Origin of the sequence: Leclercia sp. W6 (assembly GCF_003336345.1) — a bacterium.
Taxonomy (GTDB): domain Bacteria; phylum Pseudomonadota; class Gammaproteobacteria; order Enterobacterales; family Enterobacteriaceae; genus Enterobacter.
Genome location: NZ_CP031104.1, coordinates 2304164 through 2329401, shown reverse-complemented (window position 1 = coordinate 2329401; position 25238 = coordinate 2304164). Strand labels below are relative to the sequence as shown.

Annotated in this window: 25 protein-coding genes; 15 read left to right on the top strand and 10 right to left on the bottom strand. The window is 58.3% G+C overall.

The genetic code is table 11. The annotated features are described in order from the left end of the window. Positions 1-205: 205 nt before the first annotated feature. The 3 genes from fldA to ybfF all read right to left on the bottom strand — a co-directional run bounded on the left by fldA (position 206) and on the right by ybfF (position 2081). Entirely contained in the window at positions 206-736 is a 531-nt protein-coding gene (gene fldA / locus DVA43_RS11450) for a flavodoxin FldA (protein ID WP_168192007.1), read from the bottom strand. 155 nt (positions 737-891) lie between these two features. Next, on the bottom strand, positions 892-1179 hold the full coding sequence (gene ybfE, locus DVA43_RS11445; RefSeq protein ID WP_103823578.1) for a LexA regulated protein: 288 nt from the start codon (positions 1177-1179) through the stop codon (positions 892-894). Positions 1180-1307: 128 nt separating this feature from the next. After that, positions 1308-2081, bottom strand: coding sequence for an esterase (gene ybfF / locus DVA43_RS11440; RefSeq protein ID WP_114315613.1), 774 nt, complete (start codon positions 2079-2081; stop codon positions 1308-1310). Between the two features lie 183 nt (positions 2082-2264). Between ybfF and seqA the strand changes: the two genes are divergently transcribed. Both seqA and pgm read left to right on the top strand, forming a co-directional pair. Then, the gene (seqA, locus tag DVA43_RS11435) at positions 2265-2807 is read left to right on the top strand and encodes a replication initiation negative regulator SeqA (protein WP_103823576.1); all 543 of its coding nucleotides are present in this window, start codon (positions 2265-2267) and stop codon (positions 2805-2807) included. A 24-nt stretch (positions 2808-2831) separates the two neighbouring features. Further along, positions 2832-4472 (top strand): phosphoglucomutase (alpha-D-glucose-1,6-bisphosphate-dependent), encoded by a 1641-nt coding sequence (pgm, locus tag DVA43_RS11430; protein WP_114315612.1) that lies wholly within the window; start codon positions 2832-2834, stop codon positions 4470-4472. A 99-nt stretch (positions 4473-4571) separates the two neighbouring features. Here pgm and kdpE read toward each other — a convergent pair whose 3' ends face one another. From kdpE to kdpF, 6 genes are read right to left on the bottom strand one after another with little or no spacing between them, the layout of a single operon-like run. Beyond that, positions 4572-5249 carry a two-component system response regulator KdpE gene (gene kdpE, locus DVA43_RS11425; protein ID WP_114315611.1) on the bottom strand — a complete coding sequence of 226 codons (678 nt, stop codon included), beginning with the start codon at positions 5247-5249 and terminating at the stop codon, positions 4572-4574. Further along, positions 5246-7921, bottom strand: coding sequence for a two-component system sensor histidine kinase KdpD (kdpD, locus tag DVA43_RS11420; RefSeq protein WP_114315610.1), 2676 nt, complete (start codon positions 7919-7921; stop codon positions 5246-5248). The genes kdpE and kdpD overlap by 4 nt, the downstream gene beginning before the upstream one ends. Then, complete coding sequence (gene kdpC / locus DVA43_RS11415; RefSeq protein ID WP_114315609.1) at positions 7922-8497, bottom strand: potassium-transporting ATPase subunit KdpC; 576 nt, start codon at positions 8495-8497, stop codon at positions 7922-7924. Positions 8498-8509: 12 nt separating this feature from the next. Then, positions 8510-10558, bottom strand: coding sequence for a potassium-transporting ATPase subunit KdpB (gene kdpB, locus DVA43_RS11410; protein WP_114315608.1), 2049 nt, complete (start codon positions 10556-10558; stop codon positions 8510-8512). 18 nt (positions 10559-10576) lie between these two features. Continuing rightward, complete coding sequence (kdpA, locus tag DVA43_RS11405; RefSeq protein WP_114315607.1) at positions 10577-12256, bottom strand: potassium-transporting ATPase subunit KdpA; 1680 nt, start codon at positions 12254-12256, stop codon at positions 10577-10579. Beyond that, a complete protein-coding gene (gene kdpF, locus DVA43_RS11400; protein WP_103823569.1) occupies positions 12256-12345 on the bottom strand; it encodes a K(+)-transporting ATPase subunit F in 90 nt (29 codons plus the stop codon). Before kdpF ends, kdpA begins: the two co-directional genes overlap by 1 nt. A gap of 308 nt (positions 12346-12653) precedes the next feature. On the opposite strand from kdpF, the gene DVA43_RS11395 reads away from it, so the two are divergent. From DVA43_RS11395 to nei, 10 genes are all read left to right on the top strand, one after another. Next, positions 12654-12860 (top strand): YbfA family protein, encoded by a 207-nt coding sequence (locus DVA43_RS11395; RefSeq protein WP_103181047.1) that lies wholly within the window; start codon positions 12654-12656, stop codon positions 12858-12860. A gap of 180 nt (positions 12861-13040) precedes the next feature. Beyond that, on the top strand, positions 13041-14453 hold the full coding sequence (gene phrB / locus DVA43_RS11390) for a deoxyribodipyrimidine photo-lyase (protein WP_114315606.1): 1413 nt from the start codon (positions 13041-13043) through the stop codon (positions 14451-14453). 9 nt (positions 14454-14462) lie between these two features. Continuing rightward, entirely contained in the window at positions 14463-15206 is a 744-nt protein-coding gene (locus DVA43_RS11385; protein ID WP_103823567.1) for a type 2 GTP cyclohydrolase I, read from the top strand. Between the two features lie 14 nt (positions 15207-15220). Then, a complete protein-coding gene (gene pxpB, locus DVA43_RS11380) occupies positions 15221-15877 on the top strand; it encodes a 5-oxoprolinase subunit PxpB (protein WP_114315605.1) in 657 nt (218 codons plus the stop codon). Next, complete coding sequence (gene pxpC, locus DVA43_RS11375; RefSeq protein WP_103823565.1) at positions 15871-16803, top strand: 5-oxoprolinase subunit PxpC; 933 nt, start codon at positions 15871-15873, stop codon at positions 16801-16803. Before pxpB ends, pxpC begins: the two co-directional genes overlap by 7 nt. Next, positions 16793-17527 (top strand): 5-oxoprolinase subunit PxpA, encoded by a 735-nt coding sequence (gene pxpA / locus DVA43_RS11370; protein WP_114317129.1) that lies wholly within the window; start codon positions 16793-16795, stop codon positions 17525-17527. Before pxpC ends, pxpA begins: the two co-directional genes overlap by 11 nt. A 34-nt stretch (positions 17528-17561) precedes the next feature. Continuing rightward, on the top strand, positions 17562-18272 hold the full coding sequence (locus DVA43_RS11365) for a DUF969 domain-containing protein (protein ID WP_114315604.1): 711 nt from the start codon (positions 17562-17564) through the stop codon (positions 18270-18272). Further along, positions 18269-19264 (top strand): DUF979 domain-containing protein, encoded by a 996-nt coding sequence (locus DVA43_RS11360; protein ID WP_114315603.1) that lies wholly within the window; start codon positions 18269-18271, stop codon positions 19262-19264. The genes DVA43_RS11365 and DVA43_RS11360 overlap by 4 nt, the downstream gene beginning before the upstream one ends. A gap of 9 nt (positions 19265-19273) precedes the next feature. Further along, positions 19274-19918 carry a pyroglutamyl-peptidase I gene (pcp, locus tag DVA43_RS11355; protein WP_114315602.1) on the top strand — a complete coding sequence of 215 codons (645 nt, stop codon included), beginning with the start codon at positions 19274-19276 and terminating at the stop codon, positions 19916-19918. A gap of 12 nt (positions 19919-19930) precedes the next feature. Beyond that, positions 19931-20722, top strand: coding sequence for an endonuclease VIII (nei, locus tag DVA43_RS11350; RefSeq protein WP_114315601.1), 792 nt, complete (start codon positions 19931-19933; stop codon positions 20720-20722). A 73-nt stretch (positions 20723-20795) separates the two neighbouring features. Here nei and DVA43_RS11345 read toward each other — a convergent pair whose 3' ends face one another. Beyond that, positions 20796-22082 (bottom strand): citrate synthase, encoded by a 1287-nt coding sequence (locus DVA43_RS11345; RefSeq protein WP_103823560.1) that lies wholly within the window; start codon positions 22080-22082, stop codon positions 20796-20798. A 640-nt stretch (positions 22083-22722) separates the two neighbouring features. On the opposite strand from DVA43_RS11345, the gene sdhC reads away from it, so the two are divergent. The 3 genes from sdhC to sdhA are packed head-to-tail and all read left to right on the top strand — an operon-like array spanning position 22723 to position 25234. After that, positions 22723-23127, top strand: a complete 405-nt coding sequence (gene sdhC, locus DVA43_RS11335; protein ID WP_168194524.1) for a succinate dehydrogenase cytochrome b556 subunit — start codon at positions 22723-22725, stop codon at positions 23125-23127. Continuing rightward, entirely contained in the window at positions 23121-23468 is a 348-nt protein-coding gene (gene sdhD / locus DVA43_RS11330) for a succinate dehydrogenase membrane anchor subunit (protein WP_103178717.1), read from the top strand. Before sdhC ends, sdhD begins: the two co-directional genes overlap by 7 nt. Next, positions 23468-25234: a succinate dehydrogenase flavoprotein subunit gene (gene sdhA, locus DVA43_RS11325; protein WP_103178718.1), complete on the top strand. Its 1767-nt coding sequence runs from the start codon at positions 23468-23470 to the stop codon at positions 25232-25234. Before sdhD ends, sdhA begins: the two co-directional genes overlap by 1 nt. The last annotated feature ends 4 nt before the right edge of the window (positions 25235-25238 follow it).

Genomic DNA, 25238 nt, shown 5'->3' with positions numbered 1-25238 from the left:
ACTGCCATGACCTAATGAAAACTGCAAGTCTCAAGTAAAGTATGCTTATAAAAACGTGGTACCGCCAACAAACTTGTTACAGGGTGACCCGTTTGAACCTGGATCATTGTACAGGTATGGCAGGAAAAGTTAAAAATTTGTAGCAATTATTTTGATTGATATTACCTATCAATGCGGCGCAACTTCAACGTTGCGCCGCAGCATTTCAGGCGTTGAGGATATCGTCGAGATGCAGCTCTTCGCGAACCTGCTTAACCCATTTCTCTACGCGCTCAGCGGTCAGTTCAGGCTGACGATCTTCGTCGATGGCGAGGCCCACGAAGTGATTATCATCGGCCAGACCTTTTGAGGCTTCGAAGTGGTATCCAGCAGTTGGCCAGTGACCAACGATCACGGCGCCGCGCGGCTCAATGATGTCGCGAATGGTGCCGAGAGCATCGCAGAAGTACTCGGCATAGTCTTCCTGATCGCCACAGCCGAACAGGGCAACCAGTTTGCCGTTGAAATCGATCTCTTCCAGAGACGGGAAGAAGTCGTCCCAGTCGCACTGCGCTTCACCGTAGTACCAGGTAGGGATGCCCAGCAGCAGAATATCGTAACCTTCGATATCTTCTTTGCTGCTTTTCGCAATGTCATGCACATCGGCAACGTCTTTACCTAGCTGTTTTTGAATGTTTTTTGCGATATTTTCGGTATTACCCGTGTCGCTGCCAAAAAAAATGCCGATGATTGCCATGAGTAAAATAACCTCTTGAAACTTAATGGTATGGTGGCGCAATTTAGCCACGGATAAGGGCAATCATAGCAGAACAGAGAAGCCTGCGGAAACTGCAATCACCCAGGACTGCACTCTGTGCTACATGAAAGCAATAAGAAGGGGAGTTTTCTGACTTACGCTTTGCCGTGCCATTTCTCGAGCTGCGAAATCAGCATCTCTTCAATCAGCTCACTGCGGCTGATATCACGAGCATTCGCCAGCTCGTTCAGCGCATCGACGGCTTCAGCGTTCAGTTTCAGCTCGACGCGTTTAAGCCCGCGGCTTTTATCGCGTTTAAGCTGATTGCGCTTATTGATGCGCAGCTGTTCATCACGCGAAAGCGGATTGGTTTTCGGTCGTCCCGGGCGACGCTCATTCGCGAACAGATCTAATGTCGTGCGGTCCGTGTGTTCTTTGGCCATGATTTTGAGAATTCGGGGGAAACAAGACACCCTGCTAATGCCCGGGCGATAAGCGCGCCATCATACATCACCGAAAACGGCACGCCAACGACTGGAGGCCCGCAGGCGACCAGTCGCTCTCTTTTTAATCAATTTGCCGTGTCAGCGAGGTAACGACGGATAGCGCGCAGCACCGCGTCCGGTTTTTCGGCATGTACCCAGTGTCCGGCCCCGGCAATGACATGCGCACGCGCCTGGGGGAATTGCGCCAGCAGCGCATCACGGTACGCTTCGGTCACGTACGGGGAGTTGCCGCCGGTAATAAACAGCGTCGGATGCGGCCACGCCGGTACCGGCTGCCAGCCGACGATCTGGTCATACTGATCCCAGAGCACCGGCACGTTAAAGCGCCACTCGCCGTCGACGAAGGATTTCAGCAGAAACTGCACCACGCCTTCTTCATCAAGATGTTCGCGCATGACCGCTGCGGCCTGCTGGCGGGTACTGACGCCAGCGTCCGTGACGGCGTTGATAGCGGCGAAGATCTCATCATGGCGGCGCACGTCGTAATCCACTGGCGCCACGTCGATCACCACCAGGCCCGCAATGCGCTCCGGCGCAAGCGCCGTCAGCGCCATCACCGCTTTGCCACCCATGGAGTGACCAATCAGGATCGCTTTTTCAATATTATGCTCATTCAGCGTATCCAGCAGATCCTGGGCCATATCGGCGTAGGTCATCTGCGGCGAGCGCGGCGACAGGCCGTGGTTACGCATATCCACCTGCAGCAGCGCGTGATCCTGCACCAGATCCCGTGCCAGTACGCCAAGATTATCCAGACTACCAAACAGACCATGCACCAGGACGATGGGAGAATTATTGTGCGGCGATTGTGCAGATTGCGCTCGGGTATTCAATTTCATGGCAAAGTTCTTTTTTTACGTATGTCAGGTTAGGGTATCATGTTGACCATTCTGCCGCCCGGCTGCAAGGAAACAGTTAATTCTGACTTTTGCCGCCATTCTGGCTTGACGCTATCCGCTGTTGGGTTTTGAACTTATACTCCCAACGACTTGTATTCAGATAAGATATCGCACTGGATTAAGATGAAAACAATCGAAGTTGATGACGAACTCTATCAGTATATCGCCAGCCAGACGCGGCATATCGGTGAGAGCGCGTCCGACATTTTACGGCGCATGCTCAAAATGGCCGCCGCCTCGCAGTCTGCCGCTCCGGCCCTCAAAGAGACGCGCCAGCCCGTTGCCGTCGCCCAGGAAAAGCCGCTGACGCAGGTAAAAGACAAAGTGCGTGCGATGCGCGAACTGCTGCTTTCTGACGAATACGCTGAGCAGAAGAAAGCAGTTAACCGCTTTATGCTAGTGCTGACTACACTCTATTCACTGGATAACAACGCGTTTGCCGATGCGACGGAGTCACTGCATGGTCGCACCCGCGTCTATTTCGCGGGTGACGAGCAAACGCTGTTACAGAATGGCAATCAAACTAAACCCAAGCACCTCCCTGGTACACCGTACTGGGTGATCACCAATACCAATACCGGACGTAAACGCAGCATGATCGAACACATCATGCAGTCGATGCAGTTCCCGGTGGAATTGATTGATAAGGTTTGCGGTACTATCTAACCCTTGCATCAGAAGGACCAGGCAATGGCAAATCACAATCGTGCGGGTCAACCTGCACAACAGAGCGATTTGATTAACGTCGCCCAGCTTACCGCGCAGTACTACGTGCTGAAGCCGGAAGTGGGCAACGCAGAACACGCAGTTAAGTTTGGTACATCCGGGCACCGCGGCAGTGCGGTACGCCATAGCTTTAACGAGCCGCATATTCTGGCCATTGCTCAGGCCATCGCGGAAGAGCGTGCCAAAAACGGCGTCACCGGTCCGTGTTACGTAGGTAAGGATACACACGCCCTGTCAGAGCCAGCGTTTATCTCCGTACTGGAAGTGCTGGCGGCCAACGGCGTGGATGTCATCATTCAGGAAAACAACGGCTATACGCCGACCCCTGCCGTTTCTAACGCCATCCTGGTGCATAACCAGAAGGGCGGCGCGCAGGCTGACGGCATTGTGATCACGCCGTCCCACAACCCGCCGGAAGATGGCGGCATCAAATACAACCCACCCAACGGCGGCCCGGCTGACACCAACGTCACGAAAGTGGTGGAAGATCGTGCCAACGCACTGCTAGCTGATGGCCTGAAAGGCGTGAAGCGCATCTCTCTGGACGAGGCGATGGCCTCCGGCCACGTGAAAGAGCAGGATCTGGTGCAGCCGTTCGTTGAAGGGCTGGCAGATATCGTCGATATGGCGGCGATCCAGAAAGCCGGTCTGAAGCTGGGTGTTGATCCGCTCGGCGGTTCCGGTATTGAGTACTGGAAACGTATTGCGGAGCACTACAAGCTGGATCTGACCATCGTTAACGATCATGTCGATCAGACTTTCCGCTTTATGCACCTGGATAAAGATGGCGCGATCCGTATGGACTGCTCCTCCGAGTGCGCGATGGCTGGCCTGCTGGCGCTGCGCGACAAGTTCGACCTCGCCTTTGCCAACGACCCGGATTACGACCGTCACGGTATCGTCACCCCTGCGGGCCTGATGAATCCAAACCACTATCTGGCGGTGGCGATCAACTACCTGTTCCAGCATCGTCCACAGTGGGGCGCAGAGGTTGCCGTGGGTAAAACCCTCGTCTCCTCCGCAATGATCGACCGTGTGGTTAACGACCTGGGCCGTAAGCTGGTGGAAGTGCCGGTGGGCTTTAAGTGGTTTGTTGATGGTCTGTTCGACGGCAGCTTCGGCTTTGGCGGCGAAGAGAGCGCGGGCGCTTCCTTCCTGCGCTTCGACGGTACGCCGTGGTCTACTGACAAAGACGGTATCATCATGTGCCTGCTGGCGGCGGAGATCACTGCCGTCACCGGTAAGAACCCGCAGGAGCACTACGATGAGCTGGCCGCCCGTTTCGGTGCGCCGAGTTACAACCGTCTGCAGGCTTCTGCCACCTCCGCACAGAAAACGGCGCTCTCTAAGCTCTCACCTGACATGGTCAGTGCCAGCACCCTGGCAGGCGACCCGATCACCGCCCGTCTGACGGCGGCCCCGGGCAACGGTGCCTCAATTGGCGGCCTGAAGGTGATGACCGAGAACGGCTGGTTCGCGGCGCGTCCATCCGGTACGGAAGATGCGTACAAGATTTACTGCGAAAGCTTCCTTGGGGCGGAACACCGCCAGCAGATTGAGAAAGAAGCGGTAGAGATTGTCAGCGAAGTGCTGAAAAACGCATAACTGCGATTTGTGCGCCGGGCGGCACTGCGTTTGCCCGGCTTACAACTGCTTCGATCTTAAAGGCCCGGTAAGCGCTAGCGCCACCGGGCTTTTTTATGCTCAAAGCATAAAGCGGTAGCCAATCCCTGTTTCGGTTAACAGGTGCTGTGGACGCGCGGGATCCGCTTCGAGTTTCTGGCGAAGGTGCCCCATATAGATGCGCAGGTAGTGACTATGCTCCACTGCATTCGGTCCCCAGACCTGACTTAACAGCTGGCGCTGGGTGAGCACTTTGCCGTGATTGTTGAGCAACACCGCCAGCAGGCGAAACTCGATGGGGGTCAGGTGGATTTCAGCCTCACCGCGTTGAATACGCCGCGAGGCCAGATCGACACGAATATCCGAAAAGGTATACACCGGGTCGACGGGGGCGGTGGTCGCGTGGCGGCGAAGGGCGACGCGCAGACGCGCCTGCAGTTCGCCAATACCAAACGGCTTGCTGAGATAGTCGTCGGCACCGGCATCAAGTGCGGCAATTTTGTCGGTCTCCTCCAGACGCGCCGAGAGAACAATGATGGGCATCTGGCTCCACTGGCGCACCTCCCGGATAAAGTCGAGGCCGTCGCCGTCCGGCAGGCCCAAATCGAGGATCACCAGGTCCGGCTTGCGGGTGGCGGCTTCAATCAGGCCTCGTTGCAGCGTCCCGGCATCGTGAACGCGCAACCCTTCACCTTCCAGCGCGGCACGCAGAAAACGACTGATGGCGAGTTCATCTTCAACAATCAGGACGTTAATCACAAATCCTCTGGAAGTTCATTCAGGTCGGGTGGCGCATCAAGCGGCAGTGTAACACAAAACCCGGCCCCGCCTTCGGGGCGATTATGGGCGGTAATGGTGCCGCCGTGCACCTCAACAATCGCCTGGCAGATAGCCAGCCCCAGCCCGACGCCGGGAATGGCGGACTCCTTATTCCCGCGGGCAAACTTATCAAAGATAGCCTCTTCCTGACCCGCCGGAATGCCCGGGCCGGAGTCCCACACCTCCAGCTGCAACTGTTCGGGGGTGACGCTGGCGTCAATGCCGATTTGCGCTCTGCTGCCCGCATATTTCGCGGCGTTCTCCAGCAGATTAATCAGCACCCGCTCGAACAGCGGGCCGTCAACGTGGATCAACGCCAGGGGATCGGACATCGCGAGCGCGATATGCCGACCACCTAGCCCCGGCTCCAGCGTTTTTAAGGCGCTGCCGATGACCTCTTCCAGCGTCAGCCACTCTTTTTTCAGGTTAAAGCCGCCGGACTGGATCCGCGCCATATCCAGCAGGTTATTCACCAGCCGGGTGGTGTTCAGCACGTGCTGGCGGATCTCGCTGGCCTGGATAGCGTGGCGGGAGCCTTCTGCCGCCAGGTCGAGGGTCAGGATCTCCGACTGGCCGAACAGCACCGTCAGCGGCGTGCGCAGATCGTGGGAGAGGGCGGCCAGCAGCGAATTGCGAATGCTCTCCCGCTCGCTGGCTAACCGAGCCTGTTCTTCGCTGGCGGTGAGCGCCAACCGCTCCAGCGCGCTCGCCACCAGCAGGGTATAGGTCTCCAGCAGCCTCTGCTGCTCGGGGATCATCAGCTGTCGCAGGTTAGCCGGCTCGACAATCACCACCCCCTGACGCTGCAACGGCAGAATCTGATAGGGCACACCCGGGAGCGTGTCGGTGCCCGCTCCCGCAGGCTGGCCTTTATCAAAGCTCCAGCGGACAATAGCCTCATCCCACGGGGTCATCCCCGAGACCGGGGTGAGCGGACACAGTTTGCCTTCGCGATTCGGGAGCAGGATCAGGCTGCGGGCGTTAAAAGTGGAGTGAATAAACTGCTGGCTGGTCTGGACGATATCCTGCGCCGTACGGCCCACCGCCAGCGCCTTCGACATCTCATACAGGTGGCGAGTGCGCTGCTCGCGATAGCGAGCGATCCGCGCCTGATAGCGCACCCCCGCCGTCAGGTTGCCGATAAGCAAACCTACCGCCAGCATCACGGCGAAGGTGAGGACGTACTGCACATCCGACACCGCCAGGGTGCCGCGCGGGGCGATAAAAAAGAGATCGAAGCTGATGACGTTGATCACCGTCGCCAGCACCGAGGGCCAGCGGCCGTAAAACAGGGCCACGAGCACCACTCCCAGCAGGTAGATCATCACCAGGTTGGCGGCATCGAAGCCGGGTAACCATTGGCTGGCGACAAAGGTGATCAGCGCGCAGAGCAGCACCGCCACCAGACAGCCGCGCAGCTGGATCCGCCATTTGTCGCTGAATGCCCGGTTGTCCGGGGTTCTGGCGGGCAAGGCGGCCGGTTTGTCGTCCAGTGCAACGATCAGCAGATCGAGGTCGGGGGCGCGCTGTGCCAGCTTGTCGGCAAAGCTCTCCCGGCTGAACCCGCGGCGACGGGCGCGCCTGCCGATAACAATTTTGCCGAGGTTATGCTCCCGGGCGTAGCGCAGGATGGCTTTCTCTTCCGCCTGCTCGGCCAGGGTGGCGGTTTCGGCGCCCAGCTCCTGCGCCAGACGCAGGGCACCAAGAATGGCGCGGCGCTGGTTCTCCGGCAGACGGTGCAGCTGCGGCGTCTCCACGTAGACCGCATGCCAGACGCTGCCGAACTTTGCGGCCAGACGCGCGGCGGTGCGCACCAGCTTTTCGTTGCCGCTGCCGTGACCGATGCAGAGCAGGATTGCATCGCGGGTATGCCACACTTTCTCCTCGCCCTGACGGTCGCGCCAGGCCCGCATCTGATCGTCCACCCGGTCGGCGGTGCGGCGCAGGGCCAGCTCGCGCAGGGCGATCAAATTACCTTTACGGAAGAAGTGCTCGATGGCCCGCTCAGCCTGCCCGGCGATATAGACTTTGCCCTCATGAAGACGCTGGCGCAGATCGTCCGGGGGAAGATCCACCAGCACCACCTCGTCCGCCTCGTCGAAGAAGGGATCCGGGACGGTCTCCCGCACCTGAATACCGGTGACGCCGCTGACCACGTCGTTGAGGCTCTCCAGATGCTGGACGTTGACGGTGGTAAAGACATCAATCCCGGCGTCCAGCAGCTCCTCGACATCCTGCCAGCGTTTGGGATGGCGCGAGCCCGGGGCATTGGTGTGCGCCAGCTCGTCCATCAGGATCAGCGCCGGACGGCGGGCGAGGGCGGCGTCGAGATCGAATTCCGTTACCAGACGTCCACGATGATGAATGCGGCGTGGCGGCTGGGTTGCCAGCCCCGCCAGCAGCGCGGCGGTCTCCTGGCGACCGTGGGTCTCCACCACACCGATGAGAATATCGAGCCCCTGGGCGCGCAGACGCTGGGCTTCACTGAGCATGGCGAAGGTCTTGCCGACGCCCGCGCAGGCGCCGAAGAAAATTTTCAGCATGCCGCGATGGGGAGTGGCAGCCTGCTCCAGCAGTTTGTCCGGGTCCGGGCGCAGAGGCTCGTCAATCATTTACTCTTTCCTTAGCGCGTCCAGCGCCAGATTCAATTCAACAATATTGACCACTGGATTGCCCATCGCGCTGAATAATGGCTTTTGCGTATGGGCGGCCACCAGCTGGCTGAGCTGTTCGGCGCTGAGCTGACGCGCCAGAGCCACCCGTGGGATCTGCCAGGCGACGGCCTGCGGCGTCAGGCTGTAGTCCAGCCCGCTGCCTGATGCGGTCACCAGTTCAACCGGCACTGCCGGGCTCGCCTGCGGGTTGGCTGCACGCAGAGCCGCCACGCGGGCGCGAACGGCGTTATCCAGCTCAGGGTTGCTGCCCGCCAGATTGCTGCCGCCCGAGGCCATGGGATTATACGGGCTCTCAGCCGTAGCGGAAGGACGCCCGTGAAAGTAACCCGCCGCGGTAAAGTCTTGCCCAATCAGCCGGGAACCGCGGATCTCCCCCTGCTGGTAGATAAGCGATCCGTTCGCCTGGTCGGTAAACCACCACTGACCCAGCGCGGTGGTCACCAGCGGATAGAGCCCGCCGGTTATCAGGGCCAGCAGAATAAACAACAGTATAGCGGGACGTAACATAGCCATTTGATTTTCCTCTTAAACCAGCCCGAACAGGGTGAGCACAACGTCGATGGCTTTAATGCCGATAAACGGCACCACCAGCCCACCCAGACCGTAAATCCACAGGTTGCGGCGCAGCATGGCGGCGGCGGTGAGCGGCTTGTAGCTCACCCCTTTCAGCGCCAGCGGGATGAGAAAGATAATGATCAGCGCGTTGAAGATCACCGCGCTCAGGATGGCCGAGGCGGGGGAGTGCAGATGCATCACATTCAGGGCGTTCAGTTGCGGATAAGTCGCGGCAAACGCCGCCGGAATAATGGCGAAATATTTCGCCACGTCGTTGGCGATACTGAAGGTGGTGAGCGAGCCCCGGGTCATCAGCATCTGTTTGCCGATATGTACCACCTCGATCAGCTTGGTCGGATTAGAGTCGAGGTCAACCATATTGCCCGCCTCTTTCGCCGCCTGGGTACCGGAGTTCATGGCTACCGCCACGTCCGCCTGGGCGAGGGCCGGGGCGTCGTTGGTGCCGTCACCGGTCATGGCTACCAGCCGTCCTTCTCCCTGGTACTGGCGGATCAGCGCCAGTTTGGCCTCCGGCGTCGCTTCGGAGAGAAAATCATCCACCCCCGCTTCGGCGGCAATGGCGGCGGCGGTCAGGCGGTTATCCCCGGTGATCATCACCGTTTTGATGCCCATTTTACGCAGCTGGGCAAAGCGCTCCTTGATACCGCCTTTGACGATATCTTTCAGAGCGATCACCCCGAGAACGCTGGCTCCTTCCGCCACCACCAGCGGCGTGGCCCCCTGACGTGCGACGTTCTCCACCAGCGTATCGACCTGCGGCGGGAAATGGCCGTTATTGGCCGCAATATGGCGGCGAATGGCGTCCACTGAGCCCTTGCGGATCAGGCGGTCCTGAATATTGATGCCGCTCATCCGCGTTTGCGCCGTAAAGGGCACAAAGGTGGCATGCAGGCTCTGCACGTCGCGCTGGCGCAGGTTAAAGCGCTGTTTGGCGAGAATGACGATGCTGCGGCCTTCCGGAGTTTCGTCCGCCAGCGACGCCAGCTGGGCGGCGTCGGCCAGCATTTGCTCATCCACGCCCGGGGCGGGCAGGAACTCAGAAGCCTGACGGTTGCCGAGGGTGATGGTGCCGGTTTTATCCAGTAGCAGCACGTCGACGTCGCCTGCCGCCTCGACGGCTCGCCCGCTGGTGGCGATAACGTTGGCCGCCAGCATCCGGCTCATGCCCGCCACACCGATAGCCGACAGCAGGCCGCCGATGGTGGTCGGGATCAGGCAGACCAGCAGGGCCACCAGCACGGTGACGCTCACTGCCGTCCCGCCATAAGACGAGAAGGGCCACAGGGTAACGGTCGCCAGCAGGAAGACGATGGTCAGCGCCACCAGCAGAATGGTCAGGGCGATTTCGTTTGGGGTTTTGCGCCGCTGGGCGCCTTCTACCATGGCGATCATCCGATCGAGGAAGGTTTCGCCAGGGTTGACGCTGCACTGGATCACCAGCCAGTCGGAAAGAATGCGTGTTCCGCCAGTGACCGAGGCAAAATCGCCCCCGGACTCACGGATCACCGGCGCGGACTCCCCGGTGATGGCGCTCTCATCCACCGAGGCGCCCCCTTCGATCACTTCCCCGTCGCAGGGGATAATATCTCCGGCTTCCACCAGAACGATGTCGCCTTTGCGCAGCGTATCCGCTGGCACCGTTTCGCTGGCCGCACCATATTTCGCTTCGCGCAGCTTGCGGGCGAATGCGGTTTTCTGCACCCCTTTGAGGCTGTTGGCCTGCGCTTTGCTGCGTCCTTCCGCCAGCGCTTCGGCGACGTTGGCAAACAGCACGGTGAACCACAGCCACAGGCTGATCGCCGCGGTAAAGGTGGCGCTGCCTGACAGCCATCCGCCCGCCATGGCAAGAGCCAGCAGGGTGGTCAGCAGGCTCCCCAGCCAGACGATAAACATCACCGGATTGCGCCACTGCACGCGCGGATCTAATTTTTTTATCGCATCCATCAGCGCCTGGCGAACCAGAGCAGGTTCAAGCAGGGCCAGTTGCTTACGACTCATGAAGAATACTCCGTAAAATCAGCGTAAAGAGAGGTGTTCCGCAACCGGGCCTAATGCGAGGGCGGGAATAAAAGTGAGGGCGCCGACCAGCAGGACAGTGCCGATCAGCAGGCCGACAAATAGCGCGCCGTGGGTAGGCAGCGTGCCGCCAGAAACAGGCTGGCGGGTCTTGTTAACCAGCGATCCGGCGATGGCCATGACCGGAATAATCACCCCAAAGCGGCCGACCAACATGCAGAACGACAGCAGGCAGTTCCAGAACGGCGAGTTGGCGCTCAGGCCCGCAAAGGCGCTGCCGTTGTTGTTGGCCGCCGACGACACCGCGTACAGCACCTCGCTGAAGCCGTGGATACCGGGGTTAAAGATGCCGCTGCGCCCGGCGTCGGTCATCAGCGCCAGTGCGGTGCCGAGCAGCACCAGCGCCGGGGTGACGAGGATCGCCAAGGCGGTCAGTTTCATTTCACGCACGTCGATTTTCTTACCCAGATATTCCGGGGTACGGCCAATCATCAGCCCGGCGATAAAGACCGCCAGCAGCACAAACAGCAGCATACCGTACAGGCCCGATCCGACGCCGCCAAACACCACTTCACCAATCTGCATCAGCCACATCGGGATCATGCCGCCCAGGGCGGTGAAGGAGTCATGCATGGCGTTAACCGCTCCGCAGGAGGCGGCAGTAGTGACGACGGCGTACAGGCTGCTGGCGAGAATGCCAAAGCGGCTCTCTTTACCTTCCATATTGCTGTTGCTGTCCGCGCCGAGCAGCATAAAGTGGCTGTTGCCCTGCCACTCCACCCACATCACCAGCGCCGCGCAGACCACAAAGATGGCGGACATGGTCCACAGGATCGTATGCCCCTGGCGCCGATCGCTGACCGACTCGCCAAAGGCAAAGCACAGTGCGGTGGGGATCAGGAAGATTGCCAGCATCTGCACGGCGTTCGTCAGCGCGGTCGGATTCTCAAACGGATGGGTGGAGTTGGCATTAAAGAAACCCCCTCCGTTGGTACCCAGTATTTTGATTGCTTCCTGCGAGGCGACCGGCCCCATCGGCAGCAGCTGTCTGGCCCCCTCCAGCGAGGTGAAGGGCTGATAAGGAAGCAGGTTCTGCAATACGCCCTGCTGCATAAACAGCAGGGCGATAACCAGCGACAGCGGCAGCAACACCCACAGGGTGATGCGGGTCAGATCGACCCAGGCGTTGCCAAGCGTAGTGACATTCTGGCGGGAGAAGGCGCGGGTCAGGGCGAAGATCACCGAAATGCCGCTGGCTGCCGAGAGGAAGTTTTGCACCGTCAGCCCCGCCATCTGGCTGAAATAGCTCAGAGTGGTTTCACCGGCATAGGACTGCCAGTTGGTGTTGCTGACAAAGCTCACCGCGGTGTTCAGCGCCAGATGCCATGACAGCCCCGGAAGCTGCTGCGGATTGAGCGGCAGAGTGCCCTGAAGCATCAGCATGGCGAAAAGTACAACCAGGCCCACGCCATTCAACAGCAGAATAGCAAACAGGTAGTGACGCCAGTCCATCTCATCGGCGCGGATCCCGAGCAGACGCAGTATCCCTGCGTCAATGGCCTGCACCCCGGGCAGCGGCAGGCCGTTAATCATGCGTGCCAGCCACATCCCCAGTGGCCGGGCGAGTATGAACAGCACCAGCAGAAAGCTGGCGATAAGCAGAAATCCCTGAGCGGCCATCAGAATGCCTCCGCGTTAAGCAGGGCATAAATCAGATACCCCAGTAACAGAAACACCAGCGCGATGCCCACAATTACACCTGCACTCACAATTCACCTCCGGGTGAGATTAGTCATGGTGCAAACGGTAAATTTTCTGGCGCAAAGATTTCGCAAAAATCAGACGGGGAGGTGTAAAAAAAGTATAAAAATGGCTAAGACCATAATTTAACTAATGGTTAGTATTAATTTAACTTTTATGTAACTAAATTACGGGATGAAGTGTAAAGATCCTTTTTTGAGGGCAAAAAAGTGGTCGGATGAGTAGTAAAATTACAGCCAAAGCGTTACTATTTTCAGCAGATAATCAGTTTTACTTTTCCGGAGCAGGTTTCCGGCCAGAAAGAGGGGAGAAAATGATGGAATTTTACAAAGCGTATCCGGCACATATCGTTTTTATTCGCCGCACTTTCGCTGTGTTAGCGGGTGTTCTGGCGTTACCAGTTATGCTGTTCTGGAAAGATCGTGCACGTTTTTATAGCTATCTGCATCGCGTATGGGCGAAGACCAGCGATAAGCCGGTGTGGATGGATCAGGCTGAAAAAGCCATTTGTGATTTTTATTAAGAAAGACTACACACAGCAATTGCAGTAACAAAAAAACCGCCACAGCAATGTGGCGGTTTTTTTATCCCCAGGGATTCGCGGTCCGTTGGGCGGCCTTTTTTATTTCAGTATGGCTACACTTGTTAAAGCAAAGTATCCTCGGTGACTTGTAGATGTTACAGACGATAATACTGGAGTGTTATGGCCACCCATCTGGTCTGGTTTCGCGCCGATCTGCGCATCCACGATAACCTTGCGCTTGCCGCCGCCTGCCGCGACAAACATGCCCGCGTGCTGGCGCTTTTCATCGCCACGCCGCAGCAGTGGCGTGAGCACGCCATGGCGCCTCGCCAGGCCGCCTTTCTTCATGCTCATCTTAACGATCTGCAACAGCAGCTGGCCGACAGAAACATTCCGCTGCTCTATGCTCAGGTGGCTGATTTTGCCGCCCAGGGCGAAAAAGTGGCGCAGCTTTGCGCAGAGCATGAGGTCACCCATCTCTTTTATAACTACCAGTACGAACTGAACGAGCAACAACGCGATCGCCAGCTGGAGCGCGCGTTGCAGGAGGTGATCTGTCAGGGTTTTGATGACAGCGTGATCCTGCCGCCGGGTAGCGTCATGACCGGCGATCATAAGATGTACAAGGTCTTTACGCCGTTTAAAAATGCCTGGTTGCGGCGGCTGAAAGAGGGGCTGCCTGAGTGCGCGGCGGCACCTGCCGCCCGCGAGGGCGAAAAGGTGACCCCGTCGGCGCTGGATTTCGATTATCCGCAACAGCCATTCGATACCGACCTCTTTCCGGCGAGCGAGAAAGAGGCGATTACCCGTCTGCGTCAGTTCTGCCAACAGGGGGCAGGGGAGTATGAGGCGCAGCGTGATTTCCCGGCCATCGAAGGGACCAGCCGTCTCTCCGCCTGCCTGGCGCTGGGGGTGCTTTCTCCTCGCCAGTGCCTGCACCGCTTGCTGGCCGAGCAACCCCAGGCGCTGGAGGGCGGGCCGGGGGCGGTATGGCTCAACGAGCTTATCTGGCGGGAGTTTTATCGTCATCTGATGACGTATCACCCTGATTTATGTAAATATCGGCCTTTCATCCGCTGGACTGATAACGTCGAATGGCAGTCTGACGATGTGCAGCTGAAAGCCTGGCAAGAGGGGCAAACCGGCTATCCGATTGTCGATGCAGCCATGCGTCAGCTGAATGAAACCGGCTGGATGCATAACCGCCTGCGGATGATCACCGCCAGCTTTCTGGTGAAGGATCTGCTTATCGACTGGCGTGCCGGGGAACGTTACTTTATTTCACAGCTGATCGATGGCGACCTGGCCGCCAATAACGGCGGCTGGCAGTGGGCGGCATCAACCGGAACCGACGCCGCCCCATATTTTCGTATTTTTAACCCGACAACCCAGGGACAGAAGTTTGATTCCGACGGCGTGTTTATCCGCCGCTGGCTGCCGGAGCTGGCCACCGTGCCGGACAAGGCCATCCACGATCCCTGGATCTGGGCGGACAAGCAGGGCGTCACCCTCGCGTATCCCCGCCCGGTTGTCGATCATAAACAGGCGCGCGTTGCCACGCTGGCCGCGTATGAAGCCGCCCGTAAAGCATAGGGAGTCATAATGAAAAACAGTGAACTGGAACGACTGATTAACGACAAACTGAACAGCGCCAGCTTCAGCGACTACGCACCGAATGGCCTGCAGGTGGAAGGGCGCGAAACTATTCAGAAGATTGTTACCGGCGTGACGGCAAGCCAGGCGCTGCTGGATGAAGCGGTACGCCAGAAGGCGGATGCCGTTATCGTTCACCACGGCTATTTCTGGAAGGGGGAATCCCCGGTTATTCGCGGCATGAAGCGCAACCGCCTGAAGACCTTGCTGGAAAACGACATCAACCTCTATGGCTGGCACCTGCCGCTGGATGCGCACCCGGAGCTGGGGAACAACGCCCAGCTGGCGGCGCTGCTCGGTATTAACATCATGGGCGAAATCGAGCCGCTGGTGCCGTGGGGGGAACTCTCCATGCCGGTGCCGGGGCTGGAGCTGGCCTCGTGGATCGAAGCGCGGCTGGGGCGTCGTCCGCTGTGGAGCGGCGATACCGGGCCGGATGAGGTAAAACGCGTCGCCTGGTGTACCGGCGGCGGGCAGAGCTTTATTGACAGCGCGGCGCGTTTTGGCGTCGATGCGTTTATCACCGGCGAAGTCTCTGAGCAAACCATTCACTCCGCCCGCGAGCAGGGGCTGCATTTTTATGCGGCAGGTCACCATGCCACGGAACGCGGCGGCATTCGCGCGCTCAGCGAATGGCTGACAGAAAACACCGACCTGGATGTCACCTTTGTCGATATCCCTAATCCAGCCTGATGAGAGGTATCTAAGTGCAGCGAGCACGTTGTTATTTGCTAGGCGAAACCGCCGTCGTACTGGAACTGGAGCCGCCGGTGACCCTGGCGACGCAAAAACGGATCTGGCGCTTGACCCAGCGACTGGGTGAAATCCCTGAAGTGGTGGAAGCCATTCCGGGAATGAATAACATCACCGTGGTGCTGCGCAATCCCCACTCGGTGGCGCTGGATGCCATCGAACGTCTGCAGCGCTGGTGGGAAGAGAGCGAGGCGCTGGAACCCGATTCCCGCGCTATCGAGATCCCCGTGGTGTACGGTACCGCCGCAGGCCCCGATCTGGGCGAGGTGGCGCGGCACGCGGGGCTGACCGAGAAACAGGTCGTGGAACTCCATTCCTCCGCGGATTATGTGGTCTGGTTTTTAGGTTTTCAGCCTGGCTTTCCTTACCTGGGCGGGCTGCCTGAGCAACTGGCTACGCCGCGTCGCGCCGAACCCCGGTTGCAGGTGCCGGCAGGCTCGGTGGGGATTGGCGGGTCGCAGACCGGTATTTATCCCTTAGCCACACCCGGAGGCTGGCAGCTGATTGGTCACACCTCTCTGCCGTTGTTCGATCCCGAGCGTGACGAGCCGGTGCTGCTGCGACCGGGCGATACCGTGCGGTTTATCCCGCAGAAGGAGGGGGTATGTTAAAAATTATTCGGGCAGGGCTCTATACCTCGGTGCAGGACGGCGGGCGCATCGGTTTTCGCCAGTCAGGGATCAGCTACTGCGGCGCGCTGGATAAACCGGCCTTGCAGATTGGCAATATACTTGTGGGCAATGACCCGGATGATGCCGCGCTGGAGATCACCCTGGGGCAATGTATCTTCGAATTTGAACAGGATGGCTGGTTTGCCCTGACCGGTGCGGGCTGTGATGCCCGGCTTGACGGGGCCGCGGTCTGGACCGGTTGGCGCCTGCCGGTGAAAGCCGGGCAGCAACTCACCCTTAATCGTCCGCGGCGCGGCATGCGCAGCTATCTGGCCATTGCGGGCGGAATTGATGTGCCGTCGGTAATGAACTCCCTCAGCACCGATCTGAAGGTGGGTCTCGGCGGCCATGAAGGGCGGCTGCTGAAAGATGGCGATCGCCTGCAGGTTCGGGCCGGTGGACGCGAATTCCGTGAAGCCCAGGGCGTGAAACAGCTCCTTTGGAGTAACCGCGTGCGGGCCTTGCCGGGACCGGAATACCATGAGTTCGATCAGGCCTCCCAGGATGCGCTCTGGCGTCTGCCCTGGCAGCTCAGCCCACAGAGTAACCGTATGGGCTATCGCCTGCAGGGGCAAAAACTGGCGCGCACCACCGATCGGGAGATGCTGTCGCACGGGCTACTCCCGGGCGTGATTCAGGTGCCGCACAACGGGCAGCCTATCATTCTGATGAACGATGCCCAGACCACCGGGGGCTATCCGCGGATCGCCTGCATCATCGAGGCCGATATGTACCATCTGGCGCAGGCCCCGCTCGGACAACCTATTCACTTTGTCCCCTGCACGCTGGAAGAGGCGCTGGAGGCGCGGCGCATCCAGAAGCAGTACATCGAACAGCTGGCGTGGAGGTTACATGATCGCGGTTGATTTAAATGCAGATTTAGGTGAAGGGTGCGGCAGCGATGCCGCACTGTTAAAGCTGGTGTCGTCAGCCAACATCGCCTGCGGATTCCATGCCGGCGATGCCGAAACCATGCTGGCCTGCGTGCGCGAGGCGCTAAAAAATGGCGTGGCCATCGGGGCGCATCCCAGCTTCCCGGACCGGGAAAACTTTGGCCGCACGGCCATGACCCTGCCGCCGGAGACAGTCTACGCCCAGATGCTCTACCAGATTGGTGCCTTGGCGGCGATCGTTCGCGCCGAAGGCGGGCAGCTGCGTCACGTGAAACCGCACGGCATGCTCTATAACCAGGCGGCAAAAGATCGCGACCTGGCGGATGCGATCGCCCGCGCCGTTTCGACCGTTGACCCAGATCTGATCCTGGTCGGTCTGGCGGGGAGCGGGTTGATCCGCGCGGGAACGCGCTATGGCCTGATCACCCGGGAAGAGGTGTTTGCCGATCGCGGATATCAGGCCGATGGCAGCCTGGTGCCGCGTACCCAGGCCGGGGCGCTGATTGCCGATGAAGATCAGGCCCTGGCGCAAACCCTGGAGATGATCCAGCACGGGCGGGTGAAGAGTATTACCGGTGAATGGGCAACCGTGCACGCGCAGACGGTGTGTATCCACGGTGACGGAGAACACGCGCTGGCCTTTGCCCGTCGCCTGCGCACAGAGTTTGAAGCAAACAATATAAAAATCAGTGCATAACGCACAACTGCAAACACCATAACAGGAAAACATCATGCCAGAGACGCTATCCCTCTGGCCACTCATCGGTATCGCGGTGATTGTGGTCGGGTTTCTTTTACGCTTTAACCCGGTGCTGGTGGTCATTGTCGCCGGGATCGTCACCGGCCTGGCGGCGCAAATGCCCATCGCCACTATTCTGGAAAAACTGGGCGAAGGGTTCCTCAATACCCGTAACCTGCCTTATATCCTGCTTATCCCGCTGGCGGTTATTGGTCTGCTGGAGCGCCACGGCCTGAAAGAACGGGCCCAGGCGTGGATCGCGAAGATCCACAGCGCTACCGCCGGACGGCTTTTGATCGTCTATCTCTTCGTCCGTGAAACGTCGGCGGCGATGGGGCTGACCAGCCTTGGCGGACATCCGCAGATGGTGCGCCCGCTGCTGGCGCCGATGGCGGAAGGGGCGGCGGAGAAAAAGTATGGCGAGCTGCCGGGGGCGGTGCGCTATCGTCTGCGGGCGATGTCGGCAGCCACCGATAACGTCGGGCTCTTCTTTGGCGAAGATATCTTTGTCGCCTTTGGTGCCATCATCTTTATGCATAACTTTATGCTGGAATCCGGCGGGATACAGACCGAACCGCTGCATATTGCCCTCTGGGGGATCCCGACCGCGCTCTGCGCCTTTGCGATCCACGCGACCCGCCTCTACCGCCTGGATAAGCATCTGGAGCGCGAGCTGGCCAAAGTGCAGGGAGAGGTAAAATGAACTTCCAGCAAAGCTATCTCTACTGGCTGGCAGGCCTGATCCTGCTCATCGTGGCGCTGATGTCGTTTCGCGATAAAGCCAACCCGCGACGTATTACCACCGGTCTGTTCTGGGGCATTTATGGCCTGCTGTTCCTGCTGGGGAACTGGACCTACGATCTGGTGGGCGACAAGCGCATCGTCCATATCGCAGTGGGTGTGGCAGTCGTGCTGCTGGCACTGATCGCCGGTTTCGGCGGGGTGCGGCTGGGGAGTTATCACCAGCGCACGCCAGAAGAGCGTGAGAGCAGCGCGAAACGTCTGGGCAATCGCCTCTTTTTACCGGCGCTGGCCATTCCGGTGGTGACGGTGGTGGGCGTGCTGATGTTCAACCACATCCCGGGCCTGCAGGAGACGCTGTTCGGGCCGGGTAACCACTCGACGCTGGTGACGCTCTTCTCCATGACCGTCGGCTCGCTGATTGGCCTGGCGATGGCGGTTAAAATGACTCATGAGAAAGTGCATCAGCCTTTGCAGGAGGCGCGCCGTCTGCTCGACTCCATCGGCTGGGCCTTTATTCTGCCGCAGATCCTGGCGACCCTTGGCCTGCTGTTTACCGCCGCCGGCGTCGGGGAGGGGATCTCTTACCTCACCCAGACGTACCTGGCAGTCGACAGCCGGTTTATTGCGGTAGCGGTCTACGCCGTGGGCATGGCGTTGCTGACCATGGTAATGGGTAACGCCTTCGCTGCGTTTCCGATTGTTACCGCCGGGATCGGTATTCCCATTCTGGTGCTGCAACACGGCGGCAACCCGGCAGTGATGGCGGCGATTGGCATGTTCTCCGGCTACTGTGGCACCCTGATGACGCCGATGGCGGCCAACTTCAATATTGTGCCCGCCGCGCTGCTGGAGTTACCCGATAAAAACGCGGTCATTAAAGCGCAGGTCCCCACCGGGGTATTGCTGCTGATCGCTAACGTCTTCCTGCTCTACTTCCTGATGTTCCTGTAAGGAGAAATGATGCGAACCGTATTAATCACCGGATTTGAGCCGTTTGGCGGCGAAACCGTTAACCCCTCATGGGAGGTGGTAAAGCAGCTTGATGGCGCAATTATTGACGACTGCCGCGTGGTGGCGCGGCAGTTGCCCTGCGTTTTTGGCGAGTCGTTATCAATGCTGAACGCGGCCATTGACGCGCTACAGCCCTCCGTTGTACTGGCGATAGGGCAGGCCGGGGGCCGGGTGGATGTCACCGTTGAGCGGGTGGCGATCAATGTTGACGATGCCCGTATCGCGGATAACCACGGACAACAGCCGGTGGATGTGGCCATCGTTGAGGGCGGCCCGGCGGCCTGGTTCAGCACCCTGCCCATTAAAGCGATAGTGGCGGCGCTGCGTGAATCAGGTATTCCTGCTTCGGTTTCGCAGACGGCGGGGACATTCGTCTGCAACCACGTGATGTATGGCGTGCTGCACAAGCTGGCCGACAACCCGGAGGTGAAGGGCGGGTTTATCCATATTCCTTACCTGCCCGAGCAGGCGGCGGCGCACCCTGGCGCCCCGAGCATGGCGACGCAAACCGTGAAGCAGGCGCTGGAGATCGCCATTACGGTGGCACTGCGTCAGGAGGCGGATATTAAAGTGGTGGGCGGCGCAACGCACTAACAAGGAGTCATCATGCCAGAAGGACCAGAGATCCGCCGCGCGGCGGATAGCCTGGAGGGGGCGATAAAAGGCAAACCGCTCACCGACGTGTGGTTTGCTTTTCCTCAATTAAAACCGTTTGAATCCCGGCTTATCGGCGAGACGGTCACACATCTGGAGACGCGCGGTAAAGCGCTGCTCACTCACTTTTCTAACCAGCTGACGCTCTACAGCCATAACCAGCTGTATGGCGTCTGGCGGGTGGTTGAGACCGGCCAGGAGCCGCAAACCACGCGGGTCCTGCGCGTTAAGTTACAGGCCGCGGATAAAACCATTCTGCTCTACAGCGCCTCGGATATTGAGATGCTCTTGCCAGAGCAGCTCACCACCCATCCCTTCCTGCAGCGGGTGGGGCCGGATGTGCTCGATTTACGCCTGACGGCAGAGGGGGTGAAAGCGCGGCTGTTGTCGGCAAAATTCCGCAACCGGCAGTTTTCCGGCCTGCTGCTGGATCAGGCGTTTCTCGCTGGTCTGGGCAACTATCTGCGGGTCGAAATTCTGTGGGAGGTGGGGCTGGCGCCGCAGCGTAAAGCGTCACAGCTGACTGAAGAACAGCTCGACGCGCTGGCGCATGCGCTACTGGCGATCCCGCGTCTGTCGTACAACACCCGCGGGGTGGTGAATGACAAGAAGCATCACGGGGCGTTATTCCGCTTTAAGGTGTTTCATCGGGCGGGGAAAAAGTGCGAGCGGTGCGGCGGGGTGATTGAGAAAACGACGCTCTCTTCCAGACCGTTTTACTGGTGTCCTGCGTGCCAGATGTAAAAAAAGCCGGGTGGCGCTAACGCTGACCCGGCCTGCTTAGGCCCGGCAAGCGTAACGCCGCCGGGCATCGCTTTTAGCGGTTTGTCACGTCAGACTCGAAATTACGCTGCTCGTAGCCGGTATAGAGCTGACGAGGACGGGCAATTTTCATGCCTTCGGTGTGCATTTCGTTCCAGTGTGCAATCCAGCCCACGGTACGCGCCATCGCGAAGATAACGGTAAACATGGAAGATGGGATGCCCATCGCTTTCAGGATGATACCGGAGTAGAAATCGACGTTCGGGTAGAGTTTCTTCTCGATGAAGTACGGGTCGTTCAGCGCGATGTGTTCCAGCTCCATCGCCACCTGCAGCAGGTCATCTTTGGTGCCCAGCTCTTTCAGCACTTCATGGCAGGTTTCACGCATCACGGTTGCGCGCGGATCGTAGTTTTTGTAAACACGGTGACCGAAGCCCATCAGACGGAAGGAGTCGTTCTTATCCTTCGCACGACGGACGAATTCAGGAATGTGCTCAACGGAGCTGATCTCTTCCAGCATCTTCAGTGCCGCTTCGTTCGCGCCGCCGTGTGCCGGTCCCCACAGGGAGGCAATACCTGCTGCGATACAGGCGAACGGGTTCGCGCCGGAGGAGCCAGCGGTACGTACGGTAGAGGTGGATGCGTTCTGCTCGTGGTCAGCGTGCAGGATCAGGATACGATCCATTGCGCGTTCCAGAACCGGGTTCACTTCGTACTCTTCGCACGGCGTGGCGAACATCATACGCAGGAAGTTACCGGCGTAAGAGAGGTCGTTGCGCGGATAAACAAACGGCTGTCCGATGGAGTATTTGTAACACATCGCTGCCATGGTTGGCATTTTGGACAGCAGACGGAACGCGGCGATATCGCGGTGACGCTGGTTATTTACATCCAGGGAGTCATGGTAGAACGCGGCCAGCGCACCGGTGATCCCGCACATAACCGCCATTGGGTGTGAATCGCGGCGGAAGGCGTGGAACAGACGGGTAATCTGCTCGTGGATCATTGTGTGACGGGTGACGGTGGTTTTGAACTCATCGTACTGTTCCTGCGTCGGCTTTTCGCCGTTCAGCAGGATGTAGCACACTTCCAGATAGTTGGAGTCAGTCGCTAACTGGTCGATGGGGAAACCGCGGTGCAACAGGATGCCTTCATCACCGTCGATGTAGGTGATTTTGGACTCGCAAGATGCGGTGGAGGTAAAACCAGGGTCAAAGGTAAACATACCTTTAGAACCAAGACTACGGATATCAATAACATCCTGACCGAGCGTGCCTTTTAGCACATCCAGTTCAATAGCAGCGTCACCATTTAGGGTGATTTTTGCCTTAGTATCAGCCATTTACGGTCTCCTTAGCGCCTTATTGCTTAAGACTGCCCATAACCGGATTTGCATTCAGCTGATTTATCATTGTTACCAGTTTGTTATTTGGCTCGCCGCTCAGCTCACGAGGAGAAACCAGGGTACAGAGCAATGGCGCTAGCAGGTAAACAAATGAGAAACCAGAGAAATAACAGCAAATCAGTGTTTGTTCAGTCCGAATTTTTCAAACCTGTATATCACTAATAACTGTCCTGATAACTTCGGTCAATACCATCACACTGTTACATAACTTATTCTCAGGTGAAAGAGAGACCTCATAACTTTTGCGCATTATATGCCTTTTCTGGTGATGTTTGTAACAATAATGTTTAACATTTGTCAAATCAGATGATTAAAAATTAAAAAGATGTTGTTATCGTGACCCTGATCACTGTTCCAGAGAAAACCCGACAAACTGTATGTAGGTTAATTGTAATGATTTTGTGAACGGCCTATACTGCCGCCAGGTCTCCGGAAAACCCTGCAATCCCGAGCCAACCAGCGTTGTAACGTGTCATTTGAGCATCTGGAAGCAATGTTTTGCATGACGCACAGTTATATAAAAGACACGCTGTCTGACCCGCATCGCAGTCCGGAGGAAGGAAACTATAAGAAGAGCATGTGGGCGTTATTCATGATAAGAAATGTGAAAAAACAAAGACCTGTCAATCTGGATCTCAAAACGATCCGATTCCCCGTAACGGCAATAGCGTCCATCCTTCATCGTGTATCCGGTGTGATCACGTTTGTCGCGGTGGGTATCCTGTTATGGTTACTGGGTACCAGCCTCTCGTCTCCGGAAGGATTCCAGCAGGCCGCCAACATCATGAACGGTTTCTTTGTGAAATTTATCATGTGGGGCATCCTCACCGCGCTGGCCTATCACGTTGTTGGCGGCATCCGCCATATGCTGATGGATGTCGGCTATCTGGAAGAGACCTTCGAAACCGGCAAACGTACCGCTAACATCTCCTTTGTTATCACTGTCGTGCTTTCACTTCTCGCAGGAGTTCTCGTATGGTAAGCAACGCCTCCGCATTAGGACGCAACGGCGTACATGACTTCATTCTGGTCCGTGCTACCGCTATCGTTCTCACCCTCTACATCATCTACATGATCGGTTTCTTTGCCACCAGCGGCGATCTGACCTGGGAAATCTGGACTGGCTTCTTCGGGTCTGCCTTTACCAAAGTGTTTACCCTGCTGGCGCTCTTCTCCATTCTGATCCACGCGTGGATTGGCATGTGGCAGGTACTGACCGACTACGTTAAATCAATGGCGATTCGTCTCGCGCTGCAGCTGGCTATTGTCGTTGCACTGGTGGTTTACGTTATTTATGGATTTGTTGTGGTGTGGGGTGTGTGATGAAACTTCCAGTCAGAGAATTTGACGCTGTAGTGATTGGCGCCGGCGGCGCAGGTATGCGCGCGGCGCTGCAAATTTCCCAGAGTGGCCAGACCTGTGCGCTGCTCTCTAAAGTGTTCCCGACCCGTTCCCATACCGTATCTGCGCAGGGTGGCATCACCGTTGCGCTCGGTAATACCCATGATGATAACTGGGAATGGCATATGTACGACACGGTGAAAGGGTCCGACTATATCGGTGACCAGGACGCCATTGAATATATGTGTAAAACCGGCCCGGAAGCGATTCTGGAGCTTGACCACATGGGTCTGCCTTTCTCCCGCCTGGAGAACGGCACCATCTATCAACGTCCGTTTGGCGGCCAGTCGAAGAACTTCGGCGGCGAGCAGGCGGCACGTACAGCGGCAGCAGCGGACCGTACTGGTCACGCCCTGTTGCACACGCTGTACCAGCAGAACCTGAAGAACAAAACCACCATCTTCTCCGAGTGGTATGCGCTGGATCTGGTGAAAAACGAAGATGGCGCTATCGTCGGTTGCACCGCGCTGTGCATCGAAACCGGTGAAGTGGTCTACTTCAAAGCCCGCGCGACCGTGCTGGCGACCGGCGGCGCAGGCCGTATCTATCAGTCCACCACGAACGCCCATATCAACACCGGTGACGGCGTCGGTATGGCTATCCGCGCTGGCGTGCCGGTGCAGGATATGGAGATGTGGCAGTTCCACCCAACCGGTATCGCCGGTGCGGGCGTGCTGGTAACAGAAGGCTGCCGCGGTGAAGGTGGTTATCTGCTGAACAAACATGGCGAGCGCTTCATGGAGCGTTATGCCCCGAATGCGAAAGACCTGGCGGGTCGTGACGTGGTGGCGCGTTCCATCATGATCGAAATCCGTGAAGGTCGCGGCTGTGACGGCCCGTGGGGCCCGCACGCGAAGCTGAAACTTGACCATCTGGGTAAAGAGGTTCTGGAATCCCGTCTGCCGGGCATCCTGGAGCTGTCCCGTACCTTCGCTCACGTCGACCCGGTTAAAGAGCCGATCCCGGTTATCCCAACCTGCCACTACATGATGGGCGGTATTCCGACCAAAGTGACCGGCCAGGCGCTGACCGTGAACGAGCAGGGCGAAGATGTGGTGATCCCGGGTCTGTTCGCGGTAGGCGAAATTGCCTGCGTATCCGTACACGGCGCCAACCGTCTGGGCGGCAACTCTCTGCTCGACCTGGTGGTGTTTGGTCGTGCGGTCGGTCTGCATCTGCAGGAGTCCATTGCCGAGCAGGGGCCACTGCGTGACGCCACCGAAGCAAATATTGAAGCCTCTCTGGAGCGTCTCAACCGCTGGAACGGCAACCGTAACGGCGAAGATCCGGTGGAAATCCGTAAAGCGCTGCAGGAGTGCATGCAGCACAACTTCTCGGTATTCCGTGAAGGTGACGCGATGGCCAAAGGTCTTGAGCAGCTGAAAGCGATCCGCGAGCGTCTGAAAAATGCCCGTCTGGACGATACCTCCAGCGAGTTCAACACCCAGCGCGTTGAGTGCCTGGAGCTGGATAACCTGATGGAAACCGCATACGCAACGGCGGTCTCTGCAAACTTCCGTACCGAGAGCCGTGGCGCCCATAGCCGCTTCGACTTCCCGGATCGTGATGATGAAAACTGGCTGTGCCACTCCCTGTATCTGCCAGAGACGGAATCCATGACGCGACGCAGCGTCAATATGGAACCGAAACTGCGTCCGGCGTTCCCGCCGAAGATTCGTACTTACTAATGCG

Excerpts from the sequence above, each read along its gene's own strand:
- fldA (WP_168192007.1), bottom strand. The coding sequence starts at position 736 with ATGGCAATCATCGGCATTTTTTTTGGCAGCGACACGGGTAATACCGAA.
- ybfE (WP_103823578.1), bottom strand. The coding sequence starts at position 1,179 with ATGGCCAAAGAACACACGGACCGCACGACATTAGATCTGTTCGCGAAT.
- ybfF (WP_114315613.1), bottom strand. The coding sequence starts at position 2,081 with ATGAAATTGAATACCCGAGCGCAATCTGCACAATCGCCGCACAATAAT.
- seqA (WP_103823576.1), top strand. The coding sequence starts at position 2,265 with ATGAAAACAATCGAAGTTGATGACGAACTCTATCAGTATATCGCCAGC.
- pgm (WP_114315612.1), top strand. The coding sequence starts at position 2,832 with ATGGCAAATCACAATCGTGCGGGTCAACCTGCACAACAGAGCGATTTG.
- kdpD (WP_114315610.1), bottom strand. The coding sequence starts at position 7,921 with ATGATTGACGAGCCTCTGCGCCCGGACCCGGACAAACTGCTGGAGCAG.
- kdpC (WP_114315609.1), bottom strand. The coding sequence starts at position 8,497 with ATGGCTATGTTACGTCCCGCTATACTGTTGTTTATTCTGCTGGCCCTG.
- kdpB (WP_114315608.1), bottom strand. The coding sequence starts at position 10,558 with ATGAGTCGTAAGCAACTGGCCCTGCTTGAACCTGCTCTGGTTCGCCAG.
- kdpA (WP_114315607.1), bottom strand. The coding sequence starts at position 12,256 with ATGGCCGCTCAGGGATTTCTGCTTATCGCCAGCTTTCTGCTGGTGCTG.
- DVA43_RS11395 (WP_103181047.1), top strand. The coding sequence starts at position 12,654 with ATGGAATTTTACAAAGCGTATCCGGCACATATCGTTTTTATTCGCCGC.
- phrB (WP_114315606.1), top strand. The coding sequence starts at position 13,041 with ATGGCCACCCATCTGGTCTGGTTTCGCGCCGATCTGCGCATCCACGAT.
- DVA43_RS11385 (WP_103823567.1), top strand. The coding sequence starts at position 14,463 with ATGAAAAACAGTGAACTGGAACGACTGATTAACGACAAACTGAACAGC.
- pxpC (WP_103823565.1), top strand. The coding sequence starts at position 15,871 with ATGTTAAAAATTATTCGGGCAGGGCTCTATACCTCGGTGCAGGACGGC.
- DVA43_RS11365 (WP_114315604.1), top strand. The coding sequence starts at position 17,562 with ATGCCAGAGACGCTATCCCTCTGGCCACTCATCGGTATCGCGGTGATT.
- DVA43_RS11360 (WP_114315603.1), top strand. The coding sequence starts at position 18,269 with ATGAACTTCCAGCAAAGCTATCTCTACTGGCTGGCAGGCCTGATCCTG.
- pcp (WP_114315602.1), top strand. The coding sequence starts at position 19,274 with ATGCGAACCGTATTAATCACCGGATTTGAGCCGTTTGGCGGCGAAACC.
- nei (WP_114315601.1), top strand. The coding sequence starts at position 19,931 with ATGCCAGAAGGACCAGAGATCCGCCGCGCGGCGGATAGCCTGGAGGGG.
- DVA43_RS11345 (WP_103823560.1), bottom strand. The coding sequence starts at position 22,082 with ATGGCTGATACTAAGGCAAAAATCACCCTAAATGGTGACGCTGCTATT.
- sdhC (WP_168194524.1), top strand. The coding sequence starts at position 22,723 with ATGTGGGCGTTATTCATGATAAGAAATGTGAAAAAACAAAGACCTGTC.
- sdhD (WP_103178717.1), top strand. The coding sequence starts at position 23,121 with ATGGTAAGCAACGCCTCCGCATTAGGACGCAACGGCGTACATGACTTC.
- sdhA (WP_103178718.1), top strand. The coding sequence starts at position 23,468 with ATGAAACTTCCAGTCAGAGAATTTGACGCTGTAGTGATTGGCGCCGGC.